Annotated in this window: 22 protein-coding genes; 10 read left to right on the top strand and 12 right to left on the bottom strand. The window is 73.8% G+C overall.

Going from position 1 to position 22412, the window contains the following annotated elements; all coding sequences use genetic code 11:
• Nucleotides 1-22: 22 nt before the first annotated feature.
• Entirely contained in the window at nt 23-649 is a 627-nt protein-coding gene (locus TAE01_RS06935) for a LysE family translocator (RefSeq protein WP_147064784.1), read from the bottom strand.
• Nucleotides 650-721: 72 nt separating this feature from the next.
• On the opposite strand from TAE01_RS06935, the gene TAE01_RS06930 reads away from it, so the two are divergent.
• Nucleotides 722-1264 carry a DinB family protein gene (locus TAE01_RS06930; protein ID WP_147064782.1) on the top strand — a complete coding sequence of 181 codons (543 nt, stop codon included), beginning with the start codon at nt 722-724 and terminating at the stop codon, nt 1262-1264.
• Here the strand turns inward: TAE01_RS06930 and TAE01_RS06925 are convergent.
• The 5 genes from TAE01_RS06925 to TAE01_RS06905 all read right to left on the bottom strand — a co-directional run bounded on the left by TAE01_RS06925 (nt 1251) and on the right by TAE01_RS06905 (nt 7604).
• A complete protein-coding gene (locus tag TAE01_RS06925) occupies nt 1251-2555 on the bottom strand; it encodes a DUF6596 domain-containing protein (RefSeq protein WP_147064780.1) in 1305 nt (434 codons plus the stop codon). The genes TAE01_RS06930 and TAE01_RS06925 overlap by 14 nt on opposite strands.
• A complete protein-coding gene (locus tag TAE01_RS06920) occupies nt 2556-2987 on the bottom strand; it encodes a YciI family protein (protein WP_147064778.1) in 432 nt (143 codons plus the stop codon). It lies immediately after the preceding gene.
• 109 nt (nt 2988-3096) lie between these two features.
• The gene (locus tag TAE01_RS06915; protein WP_147064776.1) at nt 3097-4155 is read right to left on the bottom strand and encodes a GTP pyrophosphokinase; all 1059 of its coding nucleotides are present in this window, start codon (nt 4153-4155) and stop codon (nt 3097-3099) included.
• Between the two features lie 159 nt (nt 4156-4314).
• Nucleotides 4315-6267 carry an APC family permease gene (locus TAE01_RS06910; RefSeq protein ID WP_246111191.1) on the bottom strand — a complete coding sequence of 651 codons (1953 nt, stop codon included), beginning with the start codon at nt 6265-6267 and terminating at the stop codon, nt 4315-4317.
• Nucleotides 6268-6326: 59 nt separating this feature from the next.
• Nucleotides 6327-7604: an amino acid permease gene (locus TAE01_RS06905; RefSeq protein ID WP_147064774.1), complete on the bottom strand. Its 1278-nt coding sequence runs from the start codon at nt 7602-7604 to the stop codon at nt 6327-6329.
• A gap of 80 nt (nt 7605-7684) precedes the next feature.
• Here TAE01_RS06905 and pdxR point away from each other — a divergent pair, with 80 nt between their 5' ends.
• Entirely contained in the window at nt 7685-9130 is a 1446-nt protein-coding gene (pdxR, locus tag TAE01_RS06900; protein WP_147064772.1) for a MocR-like pyridoxine biosynthesis transcription factor PdxR, read from the top strand.
• On the opposite strand, the gene TAE01_RS06895 is transcribed toward pdxR, so the two are convergent.
• Nucleotides 9111-10304 (bottom strand): MFS transporter, encoded by a 1194-nt coding sequence (locus TAE01_RS06895; RefSeq protein ID WP_147064771.1) that lies wholly within the window; start codon nt 10302-10304, stop codon nt 9111-9113. The two genes, pdxR and TAE01_RS06895, sit on opposite strands and share 20 nt — an antisense overlap.
• Nucleotides 10305-10471: 167 nt before the next feature.
• Here TAE01_RS06895 and TAE01_RS06890 point away from each other — a divergent pair, with 167 nt between their 5' ends.
• Nucleotides 10472-11452, top strand: coding sequence for a DUF389 domain-containing protein (locus tag TAE01_RS06890; RefSeq protein ID WP_147064769.1), 981 nt, complete (start codon nt 10472-10474; stop codon nt 11450-11452).
• Between the two features lie 11 nt (nt 11453-11463).
• On the opposite strand, the gene TAE01_RS06885 is transcribed toward TAE01_RS06890, so the two are convergent.
• The 3 genes from TAE01_RS06885 to TAE01_RS06875 all read right to left on the bottom strand — a co-directional run bounded on the left by TAE01_RS06885 (nt 11464) and on the right by TAE01_RS06875 (nt 13418).
• A complete protein-coding gene (locus TAE01_RS06885; RefSeq protein ID WP_147064767.1) occupies nt 11464-12072 on the bottom strand; it encodes a hypothetical protein in 609 nt (202 codons plus the stop codon).
• 153 nt (nt 12073-12225) lie between these two features.
• Entirely contained in the window at nt 12226-13008 is a 783-nt protein-coding gene (locus TAE01_RS06880) for a pentapeptide repeat-containing protein (RefSeq protein ID WP_147064765.1), read from the bottom strand.
• 14 nt (nt 13009-13022) lie between these two features.
• Nucleotides 13023-13418 carry a DUF2237 family protein gene (locus tag TAE01_RS06875; RefSeq protein WP_147064763.1) on the bottom strand — a complete coding sequence of 132 codons (396 nt, stop codon included), beginning with the start codon at nt 13416-13418 and terminating at the stop codon, nt 13023-13025.
• Nucleotides 13419-13499: 81 nt separating this feature from the next.
• On the opposite strand from TAE01_RS06875, the gene TAE01_RS06870 reads away from it, so the two are divergent.
• The 3 genes from TAE01_RS06870 to TAE01_RS06860 all read left to right on the top strand — a co-directional run bounded on the left by TAE01_RS06870 (nt 13500) and on the right by TAE01_RS06860 (nt 16608).
• The gene (locus TAE01_RS06870) at nt 13500-13952 is read left to right on the top strand and encodes a hypothetical protein (protein ID WP_147064761.1); all 453 of its coding nucleotides are present in this window, start codon (nt 13500-13502) and stop codon (nt 13950-13952) included.
• 71 nt (nt 13953-14023) lie between these two features.
• Nucleotides 14024-14434, top strand: coding sequence for a TIGR03618 family F420-dependent PPOX class oxidoreductase (locus TAE01_RS06865; protein ID WP_147064759.1), 411 nt, complete (start codon nt 14024-14026; stop codon nt 14432-14434).
• The gene (locus TAE01_RS06860) at nt 14431-16608 is read left to right on the top strand and encodes a penicillin acylase family protein (RefSeq protein ID WP_147064757.1); all 2178 of its coding nucleotides are present in this window, start codon (nt 14431-14433) and stop codon (nt 16606-16608) included. Before TAE01_RS06865 ends, TAE01_RS06860 begins: the two co-directional genes overlap by 4 nt.
• Here TAE01_RS06860 and TAE01_RS06855 read toward each other — a convergent pair.
• Nucleotides 16584-17558: a glycoside hydrolase family protein gene (locus TAE01_RS06855; RefSeq protein WP_186815076.1), complete on the bottom strand. Its 975-nt coding sequence runs from the start codon at nt 17556-17558 to the stop codon at nt 16584-16586. The genes TAE01_RS06860 and TAE01_RS06855 overlap by 25 nt on opposite strands.
• A gap of 157 nt (nt 17559-17715) precedes the next feature.
• Between TAE01_RS06855 and TAE01_RS06850 the strand changes: the two genes are divergently transcribed.
• From TAE01_RS06850 to TAE01_RS06835, 4 genes are all read left to right on the top strand, one after another.
• Complete coding sequence (locus TAE01_RS06850) at nt 17716-19185, top strand: hypothetical protein (RefSeq protein WP_147064753.1); 1470 nt, start codon at nt 17716-17718, stop codon at nt 19183-19185.
• A gap of 123 nt (nt 19186-19308) precedes the next feature.
• Nucleotides 19309-19899: a hypothetical protein gene (locus tag TAE01_RS20475; RefSeq protein ID WP_186815075.1), complete on the top strand. Its 591-nt coding sequence runs from the start codon at nt 19309-19311 to the stop codon at nt 19897-19899.
• 39 nt (nt 19900-19938) lie between these two features.
• Entirely contained in the window at nt 19939-21021 is a 1083-nt protein-coding gene (locus TAE01_RS06840) for a DNA polymerase IV (protein ID WP_186815074.1), read from the top strand.
• 44 nt (nt 21022-21065) lie between these two features.
• A complete protein-coding gene (locus TAE01_RS06835; RefSeq protein WP_147064752.1) occupies nt 21066-21863 on the top strand; it encodes a phosphatase PAP2 family protein in 798 nt (265 codons plus the stop codon).
• A 9-nt stretch (nt 21864-21872) separates the two neighbouring features.
• On the opposite strand, the gene TAE01_RS06830 is transcribed toward TAE01_RS06835, so the two are convergent.
• Nucleotides 21873-22325, bottom strand: a complete 453-nt coding sequence (locus TAE01_RS06830; protein ID WP_147064750.1) for a MarR family winged helix-turn-helix transcriptional regulator — start codon at nt 22323-22325, stop codon at nt 21873-21875.
• Nucleotides 22326-22412: the final 87 nt, after the last annotated feature.

Below are 22412 nucleotides of genomic sequence, written 5' to 3'. Positions count from 1 at the left end.
AGATCTCCCGGGGAGGTGGGAACTACTCACGCGCCAGCATCGCAGCGCCGAGACCGACCATCATGACGCCGCCGGTGGCGCCGAGCTTGTCGAGACGGGCGGGCTTGCGGGCGAACCATTCCCGCGCCCGAGCGGCGAGCAGGGCCCACACGCTGTCGCTGCACACCGCCATGGCGCCGAAGACCGCGCCGAGCACGGCCATCTGCACGCCGACGTGCCCCGCGGCGGGGTTGGTGAACTGCGGCAGGAAGGCGACGAAGAAGAGGATCGTCTTCGGGTTGGTCAGTCCCACGACGAAGCCGATGCGCAGGGCGTGGCCCCGTTCGGCCGACACCTGAGCCTCGAGCGCCTCGCGTGCCTCTCGCCGGTGCCGGATCGCCTGGATGCCGAGCCAGATGACGTAGGCGGCGCCGGCGACCTTGATGACCGTGTAGGCGGTGATGCTCGCGGCCACGACGGCGCCGAGGCCGACGGAGACGAAGAGGGCCTGGGCCGTGACACCGAGGGCGTTGCCGACGACCGACAGCAGCGCCTCGTGGCGCCCGACGGTCAGCGCGCGGCCGATGGTGAAGAGCAGGCTCGGGCCCGGGACCTGGATGAAGAGGATCGACGCGACGAGGAAGGCGATCCACTGGCTCGATGAGGGCACCCGACCAGTCTGCTCGCGCCGGGGCGAAATCCGCAGGCGCTTTTCGAGCCTCGGACACTAGCGTCGGTCGGCATGACCTCCTCCCCGCACACCGAGCGCACCGACCCGCCCCTGACGGCAGACGAGGCGAGCACCCTCGTGGCCTTCCTCGACTACCACCGCGACACCCTGCGGATGAAGACCGAGGGCCTCACCGCCGAGCAGCTCGCCCAGCCCCTCGCGCCGTCGACGCTGACCCTCGGGGGTCTGCTCAAGCACGTGGCCCTCAACGAGGCGAGCTGGTTCGGCGAGGTGCTGCACGGCCGCCCGATGCCCGAGCCGTGGGCGAGTGCCGACTGGGAGGCCGACCGCGACTGGGAGCTGACCTCGGCCCGCGACGACAGCCCCGAGGAGCTGCGCCGCCTCATGGACGTGTCGGTCGGGCAGGCCCGTCGCGACATCGACGCGGCGCTCGCCGAGGGGGGCCCCGAGTTCCGGTCGGTGAAGCTGTCGCGCAAGGACGGCCAGGAGTTCTCGCTGCGCTGGATCCTGCTCCACATGATCGAGGAGTACGCCCGGCACAACGGCCACGCGGACCTCCTCCGCGAGGCGGTCGACGGCGTCACGGGAGAGTGAGACCGGCCCGCCTGAGGCAGAAGCGCCGGAGCGGCTCGACGGCGATGACCTCGGCGAGGTCGCGGTAGCGCGCCGCCGCCTGCTCCCGCCGTCCCGTGCGCCACTCGAGGTCCGCGAGGGCCAGGCTCGCGTCACGGCTGGCGTATGCCGGCGCGTCCCTCACGAGCCCGGTCAGCTCCCGCTCGACCTCGGCCAGGACGCTCCCGGTCGAGGTGACCGCGCGAGCGTCGCCGGTGGCGGTGTCACCTCGAACCGGCTCGGCCGACAGGACCGTGTGGGCCGTCGCGACGAGGCGGGCGACGTGGACCGACGGAGAGGGCCAGCGGTCCTCGAGCGCCCCGTAGAGCTGGGCGATGCGCGTCCAGTCGGTGCCCTCGAACGACGCCGCGCTCGAGTGCAGGCCGGCGATCGCGGCCTCGATGGCGAAGCGGCCGTCACCGCGGGCGGCGAGCGTCGCGTCGTGGAGCCCGGCCCGCAGCAGTCGCGCGTCCCACCGCGAGCGGTCCACCTCGTCGAGGGCGAGGCCCGTGCCGGCGTCGTCGACCCGACCGGGTCGGCGGGCCAGGCCCAGGCGGATGACGGCGCGCAGGCCGCGCACCTCCGTGTCGTCCGGGTGCGCGGCCACGAGCGCGTCGGCGATCGACAGGGCCTGGCGGCCGGTGTCGGCCAGTGCGTCGGCCGGGTCGAGGACGGTCCGGTGGGCGACGGTGAACAGGCCCGCGACGCAGGCGATGACGACCGGCAGGCGCCGCTCGCGCTCGGCCCTGTCGGGCACGTGGAAGGCGCCCCGGGCCTCGGCCAGCGCGCGCTTCGCCCGGGTGAGGCGAGCTGCCGCGGCCGTCTCCTGGACACCCAGGTGGTTGGCGATCTCGGGGATCGTCAGCCCGCAGACGACGCGCAGCGCGAGGACCATCCGGGACGTGGGGGAGATGGCCTCGTCGCAGGCCACGAAGAGCAGGGCGAGGCGGTCGTCGAGTCCCTCGCGTCCGTGCGGGGACAGGTCGTCGGCGTCCATGGCGGCGTGCTCCGCCTCGGGACGGGGGAGCTCGGGAGCGAGCCGGCGCAGGGTGGTGCGCCGGCGGGCGTCGTCGAGCCAGGCCCGCTTGGCCACCGACGTGCACCACGCGGCATACGACTCGATGGTGCGGCCGCCGTCCCGCTCGTGGGCGGCGGCGCGGGCGACGGCCTCGGCGGCATACTCCTCGGCGTCGTCGAGGCTCCCGGTGAAGGAGGCGAGGGCGCGCACGATGCGCGGCCACGCCTCCTCGAACTCACCCGTCCCGAGGGGCACTCACATCCCCGTCGGGAAGACCCTGCGCCACTCGATGTGGCCGCCGGTGGGCACGAGCGCGGCGACGCGGCGTGCGGTGTCCTCGTCGTCGGTCTCGACGAGGTAGAAGCCGGTGATGACCTCGGACGTGTCGGGGAACGGGCCGTCGGTGTAGACGGCGTCCTCGACGAGGCGGTCCTTCGCGCCCGGGGTCACCGTGCCGCCGTGGCGGCTGTTCTGCAGCGCGGCGCCCCCGACGACGCGCGCGCCGAGGTCGGCGACGGCCCGCTGGAAGGCCTGGTGCTCCGGGAAGGTGGCGTTCATGTCGTTCGGGGCGTCGGCGCCGGGAGCCCCGGGGTCCCGGCCCTCGGGGGCCGCCTCCGGCCGGCCGCCGAGGTAGGCGTCGGAGTCCCAGTCGCGCTCGTGGATCAGGTAGGCGTACGTGTCGGCCATGGCCGGCTCCTTCTCGGACAGGTGCGCAGTGCGCAGGTGGCGACCCTCGCCACATCATCCTGACGAACTCCGGCCGGCGGAATCGACATGACGGCCGAACTTTCTCCGGTCAGCCCGCCGCGAGGCGTTCGAGGCGCGCCTCGAGGGAGGGGCGGCGGTGGGCGTTGCCCTCGAGGTCGAGGTAGCGCGTGCCGAAGGTCGCGAGGAGGGCGTCGTCGAGGCGGCGGACCGCCCCGGGCGGGTACGTGTAGCCCATCCGCTCGATGAGGTCGGCGCCGTCGACGGGCGCGATGACCTCGGCGAGCGCGTCGACGTCGGTGATGCCGAGCTCGAGGAGCAGGCCCGAGACCCACGTGTAGTGGTCGGTGCGGGCCCACCCGGCCCCGGCGTACTTCGAGGCGAGGAACTTGGCGAGGTCCTGCGAGCTGATCCGCTCGTCCCGCTCGTCCGGTCCGGGGGCCACCGCGGGCAGGGCCATCTGGAGGCGGTCGCGGATGGCCGAGAACTCTCGGTCGGCGAGCTCGATGAGCCCGGCGGCCAGGGTGAAGCGGCGGTCGAGCTCGTGCGCGTGCTCCTCGGGCACGGTGCCCTTGTAGCGGATGTCGTGCTCGAACTCGGCCCACGCGTGCTGCAGCACCGTGCGGATCTGCACCGACGCGCTGCGCCGGCGCAGCGACTCGTAGGCGGCCGGCACGGTGCGGCTCGCGTCGACGGAGACGAGCTGGTGGCGGCTGGCGTAGCCGAAGCGCCCGGCCCGAGCCGTCTCGAGACCCATGTCGCGGTCGTCGAGGACGGCGAGCTCCTCCGCCAGCAGCTCCGCGACGGCGGCGACGTCGTCGTGGACGTAGGTGATGACGCGCACGCCGATCTGGTCGGTGATGTCGACGAGGGGGTCCGGGTAGAGCAGCCCGTGGTCGTCGCGCCGCTCCGCCTTGGACGCGAACGACGCGACGGACTTGGTGCGGCCGCTGACGCTGAGGTAGTTGATCCCGGCGTCGTCGAGCAGGCCGGTGACCATCTCGACGAAGAGCGCGGTCGCCGCCTCGACCTCCGGCCGCACCGCGGCGTAGGCGGTCGCGGCCTCGTTGACCTCGGTCGGTGGGTGGCCGGCCCCGTCGGTCGTGACGGCGTGGGCCCCTGCGTCTTCCCTGTCATCCCTGTCGGACATGCGGCCATCCTGCCGTGCCCCCGGCCCGGGCGGCGACCGCGTCTGTCTCCGGGCTTCGGCGTCCGGTCTCGTGGACGGCTGCCCACCCGAGCACACCTCACCCGGACGAGCACACCCGGGTGGCCGGACGGCCTCGCCGAGGTATGCCGTGCGGCCGGGTCAGCCGCCGACGTGCACCTGCGGGCGTCGGTCGGCGTCGGGCTCGGCGCGCCGGATGATCTCGTGCGTCAGGGGCGGGATGTCGCCCTCGCCGGCGAGCAGGAAGCGCAGCACGTTCTGGCCGGGCGCCTTCTCGCTCCACTCGAAGTAGATGTGCGGCGGCTTGCTCACGCGGTCCCTGACGTCGAGCAGGACCGCGGCGAGGACGTTGGGCACCGACGGACCCGTGGCCCGCAGGATGTAGTGGCCGCCGACGACGGCCGACCCGACGTGCACGGTCGTGGCGAAGTCGCTCGCGTCGCTGATCTCCACCTCGAGGAAGATCGCGCCCTGACGGGCGTTGAGGTGGTTGTGCATGCGGACGTCGAGGGACTTCGCGCGGTACTCGTCGCGGTCGCCGGCGTTGATCTTGTTGGCGATGAAGCGCAGCGGCTGGGGTCCGAGCGCCGCGTCGTCGAGGATGGCGCGCGCGCTGTCGTCGTAGACGACCCGCTGCACCCGCAGCTCGGTCGAGCGGACGATCCGTGACCAGACGCTGATGACGACGATGAGCGCGATGAAGACGAGCGCGATGACGAGGCCCTCGGGACGCTGCTCGATGGTGATGGTGATCGTGTAGACGAAGATCGCGCTGACGACGGCGAAGAAGGCCGCGGCCGCCCGGTGACCCCGCCGCAGCTCGGTGAGGAAGACCGCGATCGCGGCGGAGGTCATGAGCGCCAGCACGCCCGTGGCATACGCGCCCGCCTGCTCGTCGACGTTGGCCCCGAAGGCGAGCGTCACGACGGCCGCGATGAACGACAGGACGAGCACGAGAGGCCGCGTCGAGCGCGCCCAGTCCGGCGCCATGCCGTACCGGGGCAGGTAGCGGGGCACGATGTTGAGCAGGCCGGCCATCGCCGAGGCGCCGGCGAACCAGAGGATGCCGATGGTCGAGACGTCGTAGACCGTGCCGAAGCCCTCGCCGAGCAGGTGGTGCGCGAGGTAGGCCAGCGCGCGGCCGTTGGCCAGCCCGCCAGGCTGGAACGCCGCCGGCGGGATGAGCAGGGTCGTGACGAGCGAGGACCCGATGAGCAGGACGCTCATGATGAGGGCGGCGGTCGTGAGCAGCCGCCGGGCGTTGCGGATGCGGCCCTCCGGCCGCTCCGCCGAGTCGGTCGGGTCGCCCTTGACGAGGGGCATGACGACGACGCCCGTCTCGAAGCCGGAGAGGCCGAGCGCCAGGGCCGGGAAGACGAGCAGTGAGGCCCCGATGATCCCGAACGGCGCGGAGTGGGCCGACGTCATCGCCGTCACCCAGTCGCTGAACGCGGTCGGGTGGTTGCCGATCTCGACGATGCCGCGCACGAGGACGACCGAGCTGAGCCCGAGGTAGGCGACGACGAGCACGACGGCGATGCCGATGGCCTCCTTGAACCCCTTGAGGAAGATGCCCGCCAGCAGCACGAGCAGGGTCAGCGTGACGCCGACCTGACGCCCGGTCAGCGTCGAGCGGAGGTAGGGGTTCTCGACGAGGTGGGCGCTCGCGTCGGCGGCCGAGAGCGTGATGGTGATGACGAAGCCCGTGGCGACGAAACCGATGAGGCAGAGCACGAGGATCTTGCTCGGCCAGTAGGACAGCAGGCGCTCGAGCATCGAGAGGCTGCCGTCGCCGTGGGGGCTCTCGGCGGCCACCCGGCGGTACATCGGCAGGGCGGCGAAGAGGGTGATGAGCACGAGGACGAGCGTGGCGACCGGCGACAGGGCGCCGGCCGCGAGAGCCGCGATGCCGGGCTGGTAGCCGAGGGTCGAGAAGTAGTCGACACCGGTGAGGCACATGACCCGCCACCACGGCTGGACGTGCTGCTGGGCCTTGGCCTCGCTCTCGCGCTCGTAGTAGCCGCCCGGGTCCGGCTCCTCGGCGTCGAGGAACCAGCGCTTCAGGGGTGTGCGCTCGATGCGCTGTGTCGTCACGGCGGCGAAGTCTAGGGGTCGGCGCTGGTAGCGCTCGCCCCCACGACGGCCGCGGGGCCCTACCGGCGCGAGCGCGCCTGGTAGCCGAGGGACAGCGCGACGAGGCCGAGGGCCCAGAGGGCGTGGGCGCCGTTGGCGACGAGCAGGACGACGACCGACACGAACGCGACGACGGCGGTCCACCACGCCGTCGTCCGTCGCGGCAGCAGGCGCAGGGCCGCGGCCGTCCCGAGCACGTAGACGACCGTGAAGCAGCCGGTGGCGAGGAGCATGAGCGGCGTCAGGCCCAGGTCGAGCACGACGGCCGCCCCGAGTGCCAGGAGCGAGGCGGTCGTGATGAGGAGCGTGCTGCGCCGCGGGACCTGGCCGGTCTCGGCGCCCGGGGCCAGCCACCGCGGCAGGGCTCCGTCGCGGGCCAGGGCGGCGCCGAGGCGGGAGCCGCCGGCGTAGTAGGCGTTCATGGCACCGACGGTGAGCAGGACCGCGACGACGGCGGTGACGACGCGAGCCTGCTCACCGAGGGAGATGGCCATGAGGTCCGAGAGCGGCGCCTGGCTGCTCCCCGTCGCCGGCCCGAGCACGAGGACGCTCGTGGCCGCGAGCCCGAGGTAGAGCACGCCGACGACGGCCACCGCGATGCCGGTCGCTCGGGGCACGTCCCGGCGGGGATCGCGGTAGTCCCCGGCGAGCGAGGCCACGGCCTCCCAGCCGGCGAAGCCCCAGACGAGGACGGCAGCGGCGGTGCCGACGGCTCCCCAGCCGTGCGGCGCGAAGGGCGTGAGCGACGCCGTGCTCGCGTGCGGCAGGGCCACCGCCATCGTCGCGGTCATGAGGACCGCCAGCACCGAGGCGAGCACGAGCTGGACCCGACCGGAGAGGCGCAGGCCGGCGAGGTTCATCGCGCCCGTTCCGACGATGAGGGTGCCGGCGACGACGACGGTCGTGGTGCGGCCGCCGCCGACGACGTCGGCGACGTAGGCGCCGGCCATCATCGACGCCGGTGGAGCCCCGACGGGGATCGCGAGGTAGAAGCACCACCCGACGGCGCCGGCGGCCCGCCCGCCGAAGGCGCGACGGACGTAGGTGGAGACCCCGCCGCCGTCGGGGTGGCGCGCGCCGAGGGCGGCGAAGGTGCTGGCGAGAGGGATCGACAGCGGCACGAGCGCGGCCCAGGCGACGAGCGAGGCGGGGCCGGCGACCTCGGCCGCGAGGGCGGGCAGGGTGATGACGCCGGTGCCGAGCACCGCGCCCACGGAGAGGGCGGTGCCCTGCGCGACCGTGAGCGTCCCGCCGGCTCGGGTGGGGTGGGTCCGGGCCAGGCCTGCCGTCGTCGCCATGGTTCCAGCATCGGGTGCGAGTGGACCGGTCGGAAGTGCCACCTCTTGCCACCTCGTTTGGGCCAATCCAGGATGGGGTGGTGGAGCTCCATGTCACGCTCGCCGGTTCCGGCGACCTCACCGCCCAGATCTACGCGCAGGTGCGCTCCGCCGTCCTCGACGGTCGCCTGGCCGGCGGCGACCGCCTCCCGGCGTCGCGCGACCTCGCCGCGACTCTCGGCGTCTCGCGCGGCACGGTCACCGCCGCCTACGACCGGCTGCTGGCCGAGGAGCTGCTCGAGAGTCGCCGGGGTGCCGGCACCTTCGTCGCGAGGGGCTGCGTCCCGCCCGTCCAGACCTCGCGGCGCGCCCGCCCGGGTTCCGTGGCACCGACCTCCCTCTGGATGGCGTCCGGCGGCGCGGTGCCCACGCCGGTCGGTGCGCGGCACGACTTCTCCGTGGGAGTGCCCGACCCGTCCCTCTTCCCGCTCGCCACGTGGCGCCGGCTCGTCAGCGGCACGCTGCGCCGAGGCCGCCTGTCGGTCGGCACCTACGACGGCCCGGGGAGTGCGGCCGGCGGGAGCCGGCTCGAGGCCGAGATCGCGAGGTATGCCGGCCGCTCCCGTTCCGTCGTCGCCTCCGCCGCCGACGTGGTGACGACCGCCGGGGCGCAGCAGGCGCTCGACCTCGTGGCGCGGGTGCTGCTCGAGCCGGGCGACGTCGTCGCGCTCGAGGACCCGGGCTACACCGCGGCGGCGCGGCTGTTCGAGACGCACCGCGCCGTCGTGCGCGGTGTGCCCGTCGACGGCGAGGGGATCGTCGTCGAGGCGCTGCCGGACGCGGCCCGGCTCGTCTACGTGACCCCCTCGCACCAGCACCCCACCGGGGTGGCGATGTCCCATGCCCGGCGGATCGCCCTGCTGGAGTGGGCGGTCCGGCACGGGGCCGTCGTCGTCGAGGACGACTACGACAGCGAGTTCCGCTTCGCCGACCGCCCCCTCGAGCCCCTGCAGAGCCTCGACCGTGACGGCCGGGTGGTCTACGTCGGGTCGTTCTCCAAGTCGCTGCTCCCGGCCCTGCGGGTCGGCTACGCCATCGCACCGGCCACGGTCACGGCCGCCCTGCGTGAGGCCAAGCTGGTCACCGTCTGGGACGGGGACGCCGTCACCCAGGGCGCCCTGGCCGACTTCCTGGCCGAGGGCCACCACGCGGCGCACGTCCGGCGGGCGACGAAGGTCTACCGGGCCCGCCGTGACGCCCTGCTCGCCGGGCTGACGGGCGGCGACGGCCTCGGCGACTGGCTCGAGGTCATCCCGTCGGCGGCCGGGCTGCACGTGTGCACGCTGCTGCGCGACCCGGACCTCGACGACGTGACGGTCGCCGAGCAGGCCCTCGCCGCAGGGGTCCTCGTCGAGCCCCTGTCGGTCCGGCACCTCGAGCAGCCTCCCCGTCACGGGCTCGCGTTCGGCGTCGGCGGCATACCCCTCGAGGGCATCGCCCCGGCGCTCACCGCGCTGCGGGGTGTCCTCAGCTCGGGCCGGCGGTGACGCCCCGGCGCCGGATGATCGCGAACTGCGTCGCGAGCGGGATGATCCCGAGGATGAGGACCATCGGCACGGCGAAGCCGAGGCGCAGGTTGTCCGACCCGACCGCTCCCGTGAGCACCGCGCCGAGGAGGGCTCCCACGTAGTTGAACTGGTTGAAGCGCGCGACCACCTGGTCGACCTTGTCGATGCGCTCACCGGCGGAGCCGGCGTCGTCGCCACCGGCTATCGCGCCTGCGGCCGAGAAGCTGAGCGGAGCGATGGTCGCGACGGCCCCGCCGAGGACCGTGAAGCCGACGACGGCGATGACCCACGTCGGGGCGAAGACGATGACCGCGAGCGACAGGGCGGCCACGACCCCGCTGATCCTCAGGAGCCACACGGCACCGTGGCGGTCGACGAGGCGGTCGCCGACGGCGCGCGCGAGCAGCGTCGCGACGAGGTAGGGCAGGGTCGCGAGCGCGGTGAGGCCGGTCGGGGCGCGGAGCGTGCCGTCGAGGTAGACCGGTCCCCACGTCGTCGCGGCCGTGTCGACCATGTAGAAGAGCACCATCGCGACCCCGAGGAGGGCGATGCGGCGCCACGGCACGTCGACGGTCGCCTCCGTCCCGGCGATCCGGTCGCGCCGGGCGTAGGGGGCGGCGAGGGCGGCGACGGGGAACACGAGCAGCGGCAGGAGCGCCGGGCCGAGGTGCAGGCCCGAGGTCGCCAGCGTCACGACCGTGCCGAGGATGCCGCCGGCTGTCCAGAAGGCGTGGAACGACGGCAGGATGGGTCGCCGGTAGAGGTGCTCGACGGTGACCGCCTGCATGTTCGACGACGCGTCGACGAGGCCCAGCGCGAGGCCGTAGGTCGCGAGCCAGGCCACGAAGACGCCGAACGCCGGCGCGACGAGGAGCACGGCGAAGCCGATGGTCGCGACCACGAGCCCCACCCGGACCACGACGGCACTCGAGGAGCGTGCCGCGACGACCTCGGCGACGACCGAGCCGACTCCGGCGAGCAGCACGACCATGAGGAGGAGCCCGCTGACGGCGAGCTCGTCGAGGGACCACTTCTGCTGGACCTGGGGGAGGCGGGTCGTCAGCGAGATGAAGAGCAGACCCTGCACGAAGAAGGCGGTGCCGGCGGCGAGGCGCGAGCGCAGCAGGGACGAGGACTCGGCCTGGAGTGTCACGGTTGGTCACACTGTCGGTCGGCGATCACGTCGTCAAGGGATCGCGTTCGGACGGCGGGTCCGGTCACCGGGTCAGGCGCCGGGCCGGGTCACCGGGTCAGGCGCCGGGCCGGGTCGCCGGGTCAGGCGCCGGGCCGTCGCGCGGCCCGACCGGCAGACTGTCGGACATGCTGAGACTCACGGCCACGATCCCGAGCCACCTGACCGAGCAGGTCACCCGGGTCCTGTCCGACTCGAGCGCGGTGAGCACGCTCTCGGTCCTGCGCGGGGCGGCCGTGCGCCCGGTCGGCGACGTCGTCCAGGCGGACGTGGCACGCGAGGGCGCCAACGTGCTCGTCGACCGGCTGCGCGAGCTCGGGGTCCACGAGGACGGGACGCTCCAGATCGAGCCGGTCACGACGTGGGTCTCGCGGACCGGCTTCGAGGCCGAGGAGGAGACGCCGGGCAGCAGCGCGGACGCCGTCGTGTGGGCCCAGGTCGCCCAGCGGTCGTACGACGACAGCGAGCTCAACTGGACCTACCTGTCGTTCATGTCGCTCGCGACCCTCATCGCGGGGGTCGCCATCGTGCTCGACTCGCAGATCCTCGTCATCGGCGCCATGGTGCTCGGACCCGAGTTCGGGGCCATCGCCGCGCTCGGAGTCGCCCTCGTGCGACGGCGCACGCTCCTGCTCGCCGTGGCCGCCCGCGCCCTCGTCGTCGGCTTCCTCGTGGCCATCGTCGTCACGTGCCTCGCCGGCCTCGTCGGGCGCGCGCTCGGCTGGGTGACGCTCGACGACATCACCGGCACGCGGCCGGCGACCGGCTTCATCTACTCGCCCGACAAGTGGTCGTTCATCGTCGCGGTCCTCGCGGCGGCGGCCGGGGTGCTGTCGCTGACGTCGGCCAAGGTCGGAGGCCTCAGCGGTGTCTTCATCTCGGTGACGACGATCCCCGCCGCGGGCAACGTCGGTCTCGGGCTCGCCTTCGGTGCCTGGGACGAGGTGCGCGGCAGCGGGCTGCAGCTCGTCCTCAACATCGTCGGCATGGCGCTCGCCGGCTGGCTGACCCTGGCCCTGCAGCAGGCCGTCTGGTCGCGGGTGCCGGCGCCTCGGTCCCACTCGCGCCTCAGCCGGCGCATCCACGCCGAGCCCCCGCCGCCCCGCTGACGGCGTCGCCCTCAGGATGTCGTCGGTGTCGGCTGCGGTGTGGGGGTCGGCAGGGCGAACGTCGTCTTGAGGGCACCGTTGACGAGCGTCAGCAGCACGCCGGTCTCGTGGCGGATGACGGCGTAGCGGCTCTGGGCCACGGGCGAGTTCGCCTGGGCCTCGTTCGACGCGGCGGTGGCGAAGAGCCCGAGCGAGCCGAGCCGGCCGTAGTAGCTGGGGGCGTCGAGCCCGGGAGGTGGGCCGTTGGCCCCGAGCCGCGCGAGGTGCTGGGACATGAGGTCGAGCTGGAGGGCGGCGGCGTTGCCCGCCAACGACATCCCGTCGAGCAGCCGCACGTCGACGACGAGGTTCGCGTAGTCCGCGAGCGCGACCGGGCGGTTGAAGACGGTGCTCGTCGTCAGGCTCGGGTGCGGGAGCGCCGTGACCGTGACGGTCGGCGTCGCCACGACGGTCGCCGTCGTCACCACGGTCGTCGTGGCGGTCACCGTGTGGGTGTCGACCTCGGTGACCGTCACCGTCTGCGTCGGCACCGGGGTCCCGGAGGGCCCCGCGACCTGGCTCAGCTCGATCGAGGGCCTGCCGGACGAGCACCCGCCCAGGACGACGGCGCCCGAGAGCAAGACTGCTGCTGCAACCCTGGCTCGGTGCACAGCCACTCCGATGCTCGACGTGATGGTGCGTCGATTGTCATCTCTGGGTGGCCCCCGCGGAAGCGAATGCGCGAATCGTCCCCGACGGGGCCGTCGGGTGCGAGTCCGGGGGAACCGTCGGGCTCAGGTGCGCGCCGCGGCGAGCTGCGGCCGCGTGAGGAACAGCGCGCCGTCGAGTCGGGCGCCGCGCAGGTCGGCGTCCCTGAGGTCCGCGCCCAGCAGGTCGGCCCAGCGCAGGTCGGCACCACGCAGGTCGGCCGCGATGAGCAGCGCACCCCGCAGGTCGGCCGCGCGCAGGTCGCGTCCCCGCAGGTCCGCGGCCACGAGGTCGGCTCCCGCGCGGACCCGACGGGGAGGCTTCGGTATGCCGTGTCGTGCCCGCCGGTGCGCACGCGCGTTCGCGCTGACCGCCGCGAGCAGGCCGCCGACGCGCGACCGCAGGGCCGGCAGGTCGACGGCGAGGAGCTCGTCCGGCCTCCCGGCGGTCGTCGCCGAGACCGTCGCGGTCGTCGCCGCGAGCGCCGACCGCGTCACCTCGTCCGACTCGAGCGCCATGGCGTCGCGCAGGTGGGCGAGCATCTCGTGCAGCTGGCGCATGACGGGCAGGACGGCATACATCGTCGGCGCGGTCGTGGGGGCGTCGCGCCACGAGACGCCCCCGAACGTCGCCTGGGACACCTGCTGTCCCGCGCCGAAGCAGTCGAACGTCACGCAGCCGCGCCAGCCGCCGTCGAGCAGGTGGTCGTGGATGCCGCACCGGTGGTCGGCGAGCAGGTTGCGGCACGGCACCCCGGCGGCCTTGTCGACGGGGAAGTCGGCCGACCGCGCGAACGGCAGCGCGACGCAGCAGAGTCCGAAGCACCGGGAGCAGTCCGCCTCGAGGTGAGGGATCGGTGCGGCACCCATCGGGCCAGTATCGGTCAGAGCAGCGAGCTCGGGTCGTCGGGCACGTCGGCGGCATACGACTGCAGCAGCTGGAGCGGCACCACCTCGAGCGCGCGCTCGTGGGTGGCGACGAGCAGGACGGGCGCCGCGGCGCCGTCCCGGTGCGCCTCGAGCCAGCGGCCGGCCACGACGCACCAGCGGTCGCCGGGCGTCAGGCCGGGGAAGCGCCACTCGGGGCGCGGGGTCACGAGGTCGTTGCCGACGCCCAGCTGGTGGGCGAGGAACTCGCCGGTGACGACGACGCAGATGGTGTGGCTGCCCCGGTCCTCGGGGCCGGTGGTGCAGTAGCCGTCGCGGTAGAAGCCCGTCACCGGGTCGGTGCCGCACGCCTCGAGCTCGGTGCCGAGCACGTTCCGTTCACGCGCTGCCATGGCCCAAACCTAGTGGTCGACCGGGCGCCTCACGCCGCTCGACGAGGAGTCCGCCGGGGCGCGGATCGCTAGGCTGAGGTCATGCCGGGTCCGACGGAGTACGAGCAGGACTACATCGACGCCTGCCGGTCGCGCATCGAGTCCCAGGTCGCGGTGTTCCAGGAGGTCGCCCGGTCCGCGCGCGACCACGGCGACGCCGACGTCTCGGCCCTCGAGAGTGCCCTCGAGTCGCTGGAGTACGAGTACTTCAACAACATGCTCATCGTGCTCGACGGCTGTTTCGCCGAGCGTCGCCGTACCACCGGTGCCGCCGCAGACGGCGGCGCGCTCGACGAGGTCCGGGTGCTCGCCCGCTCCCTGACCGCGAACGGTGGGACCGTCCTGGCCGACCCGGCCGTGCCCCTCGACCCGACGCGCAGCGTTCTCGGGCTCGAGGTCGGCGCGCCGGTGACCCTGACCCTGCAGCAGTACCGCCGGATCTCCGACGCGTTCCTGCGCGAGATCGAGCGCCGGTCGTCCGCCACGCAGGACTGAGGCCGACCGCCCTGTCCCACGACGCACCCGCCCGACAGTCCGAGCAACCCCGAGGTCGAAGGAGATCCGCAGTGCCCCGCGCCCCGATGCCCGCCCAGGTGGTCGAGTTCCTGAGCCGACCGAACCACGCCACCATCAGCTGCCTGCGCCCCGACGGCTCGCCCGTCTCGGTGCCGACGTGGTACCTGCTCGAGGACGGTCAGGTCGTCGTCAACATGGATGCCGGGCGCAAGCGCCTCGAGTGGCTGCGCGCCGACCCCCGCGTCAGCCTCAGCGCCATGGACCCCGTCGACTGGATCACCCACGTCAGCCTCCAGGGCCGCGTGGTCGAGCTCGTCGAGGACCCGGCGCTCGCCGACATCGACCGCCTCGCCACGCACTACACGGGTCGGCCCTACCGGGTGCGCGACCGGCCCCGCGTCACGGCCCGCATCGCTGTCGACCGGTGGCACGGCTGGGGCCGGTTGCAGGACGCCACGTGACGGGGGCGGTGCGCCGCGACGCCCTCGGCATCCCACACCTGCGCGCCGACGACGTCATGGAGCTGGCCCGCCTCCAGGGCCGCGTCACCGCCCTCGACCGCGCGTGGCAGGTCGAGCACCACCGCTGGCGCATGGAGGGCCGCACCGCCGAGTACGTCGGGGCCGACGGGCTCGCCTGGGACCGCTTCGCCCGCCAGGTGCGGCTCGAGCCGACGGTGCGGCGCTGCTACGAGCGGCTCGACCCGGAGACGCGGACGTGGCTCACGGCATACGTCGACGGGGTCAACGCCACCCTCTCCGAGGGCCTCGCGGGCACTCCGGAGGTCGCCCGGCTCGGGCTGGAGTCGTATGCCGCGTCGCCCCGGCCGTGGCAGCCGTGGACGCCGCTCGGCATCTTCTGGGGCATCCACCTGCTCTTCGGGACGTTCCCCGCCAAGCTCTTCAACGCCCACGTCGCCGAGCGGCTCGGCGTCGAGGCGCTGGCGATGCTCGACGGGGAGGGGGTCGAGCGGGCCGAGGCCTCGGGCAGCAACGCGTGGGTCGTCGGCGGCGCGCGCACCGCGAGCGGACTCCCGCTCGTCGCGGGTGACCCGCACCGCACGATCGAGCTGCCCGGTTGCTACCAGCAGGTCGCGTTGGCGTGCCCGGAGTTCGACGTCGTCGGCTTCACCTTCCCCGGTGTCCCCGGCGTGCAGCACTTCGCGCACACCGGCACGGTCGCGTGGGGCATCACGAACGCGATGGCCGACTACCAGGACCTGACGCTCGAGTCGCTCGGTCACGTCGGACACGCCCCGGACGGCTCACCGGTCCTCAAGGCCAGGGGGATCGACGGATGGGAGCCGGTGAGCGCGAGCACCGAGACCGTGCGGGTGCGCGGTGCGGCGGACGTGACCGTGCCGGTCGTCGTCACCGCCCGGGGGCCCGTGGTCACCGGGCTCGAGGCGGAGCTCGAACGGCTCGACGCGGAGGCCGAGGCGCCGCCGCAGTGGACCGACGAGAGCGTGCAGCCGCGGCGGGCGCACCCCGCCCTGCACAGCCTGCGCACGCCGACGCAGGTGGAGGAGGACCTCGGTTTCGGGGCCTTCCTGCCGCTCCTGCGCTCGCGCACGGTCGCCGACGTCGAGGAGGCCCTGTCGCGCTGGGTCGAGCCGGTCAACAGCGCCCTCGTGGCCGACGTCAGCGGACGCATGCGGCACGTCGTGGCCGGCCGGGTCCCGCGACGTGACGACGTCGGCGCGGTGCTGCCGGTGGCCGCGTGGGACCCGAGGCACGTGTGGCGCGGCTACCGGCGCGGCCCCGCACGGGACGTTCCGGAGGTCATGGTCAGCGCGAACGACCGGTCCAGCGGTGGCGGGCTGGGCGTCGAGTACGCCACGCCGTTCCGGGCCGACCGCATCCGCTCGCTCGTCGAGGCGGGGGAGGGCCTGACGGCCCACGACTGCGCGGCCGTCCACGTCGACACGCTCAACGGCCAGGCGGTGCTCATGCGCGAGCTGGTCGGGGCGGCCGACGTCGCCGGTGCTGCCGCCGACGTGCGGTCGCGACTGCTCGCGTGGGACGGGCACAGCGATGCCGACAGCGCCGGCGCCGCGCTCTTCGCCGCCTGGCGCACCGCCCTCGTGCGCTGGTTCTCCGAGCACCCGGTCCTCGCCGTGCTGCACGAGGCCAGCGGGCACTCGCGCCTCTTCCTTGCCTGGACCGACGTGGTGACGCAGGTCGGGGCGGCCTGGCACTCGGTGGCCCGACTCGGCCCGCAGCACGGCATCGACGTCGGCGAGGGCGTGCGCGTCGCCCTCGAACGCGTTGCCGCACAGGCCGGCCCGCCGACGACGTGGGGCGAGCGGCACTGGCTCGACCCCGTCCACGCGCTCGACGCCTCCGGTCGCGGGCCACGGGTGCCGGGGGACCCCGTCGGCGGCGACAAGGGCTGCGTCCTCGCGGCAGCCAGCGCGCCCGGGGTCACCGACCACTGCTACGGCGGCCCCGTGGCGCGCTACGTGTGGGACCTCGCCGACCGGGACGCGAGCGGGTGGGTCGTGCCGTTCGGTGCGAGCGGTGACGCGCGCGACCCGCACTTCGCCGACCAGACCCGCGCCTGGCTCGCCGGCGAGCTGCACCCGGTGCGACTCGCCGACGTCGCGGCGCGTCAGCCGGCGGACGGCACGAGGTAGCCCTCGGCGTCGACGGTCACCGGGGTCGGGTCCCCGATCCACAGGGACCCGTCGGCGCCGTCGTGGTGGAAGCCGAAGATGACGGTGCTGCCGTCTCGGCGCGTGACGACGGGCGCGGCGAAGAGCGTCGGGTCGGCGGTGAAGGGCCGCGCCCGGGTCAGGTCCCACGGACCGAGCAGGCCGGGTGAGGGCACCGACCACGTGCAGCAGCCGTGCGCCGTGGCCTGCCGCTCGGGGGTCATCTCGTCGGGGTGGCAGGTGAACACGAGGACCGGTCGGCCGTCGACCTCGAGGCTGCGCAGCACCTCGAGCTGCCCGAAGCCGGCGCCGGGCGCGCACAGCGGCTCGCGGACCTCCCCGCGGTGGAGGTCGCGGCTCCAGGCATGGGCGATGACGCCGTCGTCGTTCGTCGCGGCGTCGCGGGCCCGAGCGGTCACGAGCAGGTGCCAGCCATCCCCGTCCGGGTCGCGCAGCACGAGCGGGTCGCGCCACGTCTCGCTGCTGCCCTCGCGGTCCGGCCCCTTGGTCGGGCCGGGGTGCGAGGCGAGCGTCTTGTAGTGACGCGGGTCGACGCGCAGGGCGGGCTGGTCCGACACGCGGGTCCAGTGGTGCAGGTCGTCCGAGACGGCCGTGCCGATGCGCTGGTCGTAGATGTGGTGGCCGGCGCGCGAGATGGCCGTGTAGAACATCCTCCACCGGTCGCCGTCGCGGATCGTCGACCCGGTCCAGATCGCGAGGTCGTCGAAGCCGCGCTCGGCGGGTCCGAAGGTGTCGCCGAGCACCTCCCAGTCGACGCAGTCGCTCGAGACGGCGTGGCCGATCGTCGCGTTGACGTGCCGGAGCCCCGCGTCGCCGAGCGAGCGCGGCGCCTGGAGGTAGAAGAGATGGGTACGCTCGCCGTCGTCGACGGTCCAGGCGTCCCAGATCCAGCGGTCCTCGAGGCGCAACATGGTCGAAGTCTGCCACCCCCATCGGGGTGGACAGATGACGAATTTTGCCTTTCCTTTACTATTTACGGTACAAAACCTGACTTTGCCCGTACTCTCGTCCTGTAGCAGCACCGTCCTCTTTCCGGTGCCTCGTGCGATCGCAGGAATGGTGAGTCTGGTGACGACGAGCATGACGCCCCTGCACGGCGACTCGAACTCGCCGCGCGACGCCAAGGGCGCCCTGCCCCGTCGCGACGCCGACACGGACCGCTGGCTGCCCGACCCGTCCTGGCCGGTCCCCCCACGCGGGTGGCAGCTCTGGGCGGCAGCCGGTGCCGGCTCCGGGTCCACGGGCGGGGGCCGCACGGAGTCCCGCGAGCTCGGCGGCACGGATCGGCGGCAGCCCCTCGAGGGACGCGAGTCCCAGAAGTCGCACCCGTCCCACGTGCACACCGAGGCCTCCATGCAGCACACTGACGATGTGTTGTCCGAAATGCCCCGATTGACCGCGCTCGAGGATGCCTCGTTCACACTCCCGGCCCGCCCGACGGCCTTCGTCGACGAGGCGTGGTTCGAGCAGGAGCGAGTCGACCTCCTCGCCGACCACCGGGCGCGCGGCGCCGCTCCCGAGGGGACGGTGCGTGGCTTCGTGGTCCTCGCGGTGCTCCTGCTCGTCAGCTGCCTCGCCGGCGGCCTGACGGGCGGCCTCATCGTCCTGGGCGTCTCGACCCTGCTCGCGGCCAGCGCCGCGCTCGTGCAGGGGCATCTGTCGCTGACCCGCGTCGGCGGGCAGCGTGGGGCGGGAATGCTGCTCGGCGCAGCCGTCGTGGCCCTCATCACCGGCTCGGTGGCCGCCCACGACCGCCCGGACGAGGCGCCCGGCGTCGCCGCACTCGTCCCGGTCAGCTCCAACGGCACGGGCGGCGCGGCACGCACCCCCGCGGTGTCGCAGACCAGGACGTCGTATGCCGTCACGCCTCCGTCGTCCGTCGCGGTGCGTCCTGCGCCCGCTGCGACCCGGTCGACGGGCACGCCTCCCGCGGCGGTCGCCGACGGCACCGACGAGTCGGTGGCGTCGCTGACCGACGAGGCCACGACACCGCCGAGCCCGACCGTCCGCGCGACCCGCGCCACCCGCGCCACGCCGGCGACGCCCGCCACGCCGGCCCGGCCCGGGACGTCGGGATCGGCCGCGATGCCGGCGACGCCCGCCACTCCGGCGCAGCCCGCCGCGGCTGCCAAGCCGGCGAAGCCCGGATCCGGCGTGTCGGCCGCCGTCTCCGGACTCACCCAGCTCGGGGCGAGCCTCACCCTGTCGCCCGACGCGCTGAGCCCGAAGCCGGCACCCGTCGGGCCGAAGCCCGCACCCGTCGGGCCGAAGCCGAAGCCGAAGAACCCGAAGTCCGCCACGTCCGCCAAGCCGTTCCGGATCGGCACCGCGGCGAGCGATCCCTCGGCGAAGTCGGCCACCTCCGCGTCACACGGCGCCCAGGCCTCGGCGAAGGCAGCCAAGGTGAGCAAGGTGAGCAAGGTGAGCAAGGCGGGCAAGGTGAGCAAGGCGGGCAAGGTGAGCAAGGCGAGCAAGGTGAGCAAGGCGGCAACCTCTGCCAAGGCCTCGGCAGCGGCGTCGGTACCCGCCCGCCGCTGAGACCGGTGACGCGGCGCCCGGCGCCGGCCGCTGGGACGCCAGTCCCGACCCGTCGCTGCGCGTTCGTCGCGGCTGCCGTCCGTCGGCGATCACCTGTGCCACAGTGACCCCGTGGGTAAATCTATGACCCGGACCACGGTCATCTGGTTCGTCGGAGCCGCGATCGTGGGGGCCGTCGCCGGGGGCCTGCACCTGCTCCGCTCCACCATCGGTGGCGCGCACACCGGAACGCCGCTCGCCGTGTCCGCGTTCGGTCTGACCGCCCTCGCGGCCGCGATGCTCTTCCACGGCGTCGTCGTCGCGGCGCGCGAGCAGGACACTGCCGCCGGGCCCGCGCCGCGGGCTCTCGATGAGCAGGACGGGCGGGAGCCGTACGACCCCCGGGCTGTCGCCGGAGACGGACGCACCTTCCCGGTCGACGACGGCCCCGACGACGGCACCGACGAAGGCCTTGACGACGGGCTCGACGACGGCGATGACGCCGACGGCCACGACGCCGACGGCGCGGCCGACGCGACGGACGAGCGCGGACACCACGACGGCCACGACCGCGCCGAGGGTCCCGACGGCCAGGGCCACGCCCACGGCCACGAGGACGGCGACGACCGCTGGGCGCCCGTTGAAGGGCCGGACGTCTACACCTTCCGGGGCGGCAAGCCGATCACCGAGCGGGCGCCCCGACCCTCGCGCCGCAACCGGCCGTCGCAGGGCTGACGCCGGGGCGGTGTCGCACCCGCCGGGCACAATGGCGGGATGAGCGCCGGCCGCGACCCCTGGGTGCTGCACGTCGACCTCGACCAGTTCATCGCTGCGGTCGAGGTGCTGCGTCGTCCTGAGCTCGCAGGCTTTCCTGTCATCGTCGGCGGTCACGGCGACCCGACCGAGCGTGCCGTCGTCTCCACGGCCAGTTACGAGGCCCGCGCCTTCGGCGTGGGCTCCGGCATGCCGCTGCGCCTGGCCGCGCGAAAGGTCCCGGACGCGGTGATCCTCCCGGTCGACGCCCCGGCCTACACCGAGGCGTCCGAGCAGGTCATGGGGACCCTGCGCCGACTCGGTGTCGTCGTCGAGGTGCTCGGCTGGGACGAGGCCTTCCTCGGGGTCGACGTCGACGACCCCGAGGCGTTCGCCGGGCAGGTGCGGGCCGCGGTGCTCGAGGCGACCGGACTGCACTGCTCCGTCGGCATCGGCGACAACAAGGTGCGGGCCAAGATCGCGACGGGGTTCGGCAAGCCGCGCGGTGTCTTCCGGCTGACGCGGCACAACTGGTTCGAGGTCATGGGCGAGCGACCGACCATCGACCTGTGGGGTGTCGGGTCCAAGGTGTCCAAGCGCCTGGCCACCCACGGGATCGTCACGGTGCGCGACCTCGCCGGCGCCGACGAGTCCGTCCTCGTCGGTGAGTTCGGGCCCCGCATGGGGGTCTGGTACTCCGAGCTCGGTCGCGGCATCGGGTCGGCCGTCGTCGACGACTCCCCGTGGATCGCGCGGGGGCACAGCCGCGAGACCACCTTCCAGCGCAACCTCACGACGCCTGACGAGGTGCGTGACGCCGTCCGCGCGCTCGCCTCCCTGGCCTTCGACGACACCGTCGAGGACGGGCGTCCGGTCTTCCGTGTCACCCTCAAGGTGCGCTACGCCCCGTTCTTCACCACGACCAAGGCCCGCAAGCTGCCCGGGCCCACGGTCGACCGGGATGTGGTCGTCGCGGCCGCGGTCGCCCTGGCCGAGACCCTCGACCCCGATCGTGAGGTGCGGCTGCTCGGGGTCCGCGCCGAGATGGTCATGCCCGACGGCGGCGACCCGACGCCGCGCACCCCGGTCCGGGGACGTCTCTGACGGGCCTGCAGCGGCTCTCATCTTCATCGCCTACGGTCGTGCCCATGCCTTCTCCAGATGACGGTGCCGTGGACGTCCGGCGACGCTTCGGTGGCGGCCCCGTGGCGGGCGTCCTGCCGGTAGGGGTCGCCGTCGTCGTCCTCGGCATCCTGCTCTTCGTCGTCCGTGACGCCGCCTACCGTGCGACGGCGTCCGGTGCCGTGGCGCTGCCGTCGGTCGTCGGTGGCTTCTTCGAGGTCGTCGGCGAGCTCGGGCTCGTCGTGCTCGCCGGTGTCGCGGCGTGGCTCACCTGGCGGGCGCGCTCGCGCGGTCTCGAGCACCTGGCCGTGGCCGCGGTGGCCGCGGTCTCGACGGTGGCGGCATACGTGCTCAGCGAGGTCGTCAAGGGTTTCGTCCGGGAGGACCGTCCCTGTCGCACGCTCTCGGTCCACACCGTCGCGGCTTGCCCCGCGCCCGGTGACTGGTCGTGGCCGAGCAACCACGCGACGATCGCGGCCGCCCTCGCCACCGCCGTCGTCATCCTGGCGCCCGTCTGGTGGCGCCTCGCCGTGCCGCTCACCCTGGCCGTCGGGGCCTCGCGGGTGTTGACCGGCGCGCACTACTGGCACGACGTGCTGGCCGGCTTCGTCGTCGGGGTGGTCGTCGTGTGGTTCGGCACGTGGGCGCTCGCGCCGACGGGCCACCGTCTGCTCCAGCGGTCGGTGGCGTCCGGGCCGTCGCGGTGGCGCCGCGTCCTCGGGCAGGGCTACACGCCGCGGTATGCCGCACCCGACCTCGCCGAGGCCGGTGCGGACCCCGAGGGCGAGGGTTCCGGACAGCCCGGCGGACCCCCGGCGCGCTGACGCGGCGGGTCAGGTCCGCGCGGGCTCCGCGCGGTGCAGGAACTCGACGAGCGAGGCCAGCTCGGGCACGTCGCCCGCGGTCTGGAGCGACGCCTCGAGCACCTCGTCGTGGGTGGGTGCGGTCTCGCGGTAGAGCGCCCAGCCGCGGTCCGTCAGCTCGGTGTAGATGCCGCGGCGGTCGTCGGCGCAGAGCACCCGGGTCAGCAGGCCACGGTCCTCGAGCCGGTTGACGAGCCGCGTGGTGGCCGACGACGACAGGGCCGCGGCTCGCGCGAGCTGGCTCATGCGCATATGCCAGCCGTCCTGGCGGGACAGGGCGTCGAGGACCGTGAACTCGACGACGGACAGCTCGTGGCGCCGGACGAGTTCACGCTCGAGGGCGCCCTCGATGTGCCCGTGCAGGGCGGCGAGGGTGCGCCACCCGGAGGCGCGCACCTCGACGGCGGAGTCAGCGATACCCATGCGTCCCATCATAACGCGCGTTTGCAATATGCCGCGTGTGCAACTAACGTCGCCGACGTCAATTGGTTGCACACGCGGCATACCGGC

This window comes from Terrabacter aerolatus (assembly GCF_007991735.1).
Lineage (GTDB): Bacteria > Actinomycetota > Actinomycetes > Actinomycetales > Dermatophilaceae > Terrabacter > Terrabacter aerolatus.
Note: the sequence above shows the minus strand (reverse complement) of the source record. Positions and strands in the feature narration are given on the sequence as shown.

What these genes read in the sequence shown, in the direction of transcription:
- TAE01_RS06930 (WP_147064782.1), top strand. Translation starts at nt 722, where the DNA reads ATGACCTCCTCCCCGCACACCGAGCGCACCGACCCGCCCCTGACGGCA.
- TAE01_RS06920 (WP_147064778.1), bottom strand. Translation starts at nt 2,987, where the DNA reads ATGGCCGACACGTACGCCTACCTGATCCACGAGCGCGACTGGGACTCC.
- TAE01_RS06915 (WP_147064776.1), bottom strand. Translation starts at nt 4,155, where the DNA reads ATGTCCGACAGGGATGACAGGGAAGACGCAGGGGCCCACGCCGTCACG.
- TAE01_RS06905 (WP_147064774.1), bottom strand. Translation starts at nt 7,604, where the DNA reads ATGGCGACGACGGCAGGCCTGGCCCGGACCCACCCCACCCGAGCCGGC.
- TAE01_RS06890 (WP_147064769.1), top strand. Translation starts at nt 10,472, where the DNA reads ATGCTGAGACTCACGGCCACGATCCCGAGCCACCTGACCGAGCAGGTC.
- TAE01_RS06880 (WP_147064765.1), bottom strand. Translation starts at nt 13,008, where the DNA reads ATGGGTGCCGCACCGATCCCTCACCTCGAGGCGGACTGCTCCCGGTGC.
- TAE01_RS06875 (WP_147064763.1), bottom strand. Translation starts at nt 13,418, where the DNA reads ATGGCAGCGCGTGAACGGAACGTGCTCGGCACCGAGCTCGAGGCGTGC.
- TAE01_RS06870 (WP_147064761.1), top strand. Translation starts at nt 13,500, where the DNA reads ATGCCGGGTCCGACGGAGTACGAGCAGGACTACATCGACGCCTGCCGG.
- TAE01_RS06855 (WP_186815076.1), bottom strand. Translation starts at nt 17,558, where the DNA reads ATGTTGCGCCTCGAGGACCGCTGGATCTGGGACGCCTGGACCGTCGAC.
- TAE01_RS20475 (WP_186815075.1), top strand. Translation starts at nt 19,309, where the DNA reads ATGACCCGGACCACGGTCATCTGGTTCGTCGGAGCCGCGATCGTGGGG.
- TAE01_RS06840 (WP_186815074.1), top strand. Translation starts at nt 19,939, where the DNA reads ATGAGCGCCGGCCGCGACCCCTGGGTGCTGCACGTCGACCTCGACCAG.
- TAE01_RS06835 (WP_147064752.1), top strand. Translation starts at nt 21,066, where the DNA reads ATGCCTTCTCCAGATGACGGTGCCGTGGACGTCCGGCGACGCTTCGGT.
- TAE01_RS06830 (WP_147064750.1), bottom strand. Translation starts at nt 22,325, where the DNA reads ATGGGTATCGCTGACTCCGCCGTCGAGGTGCGCGCCTCCGGGTGGCGC.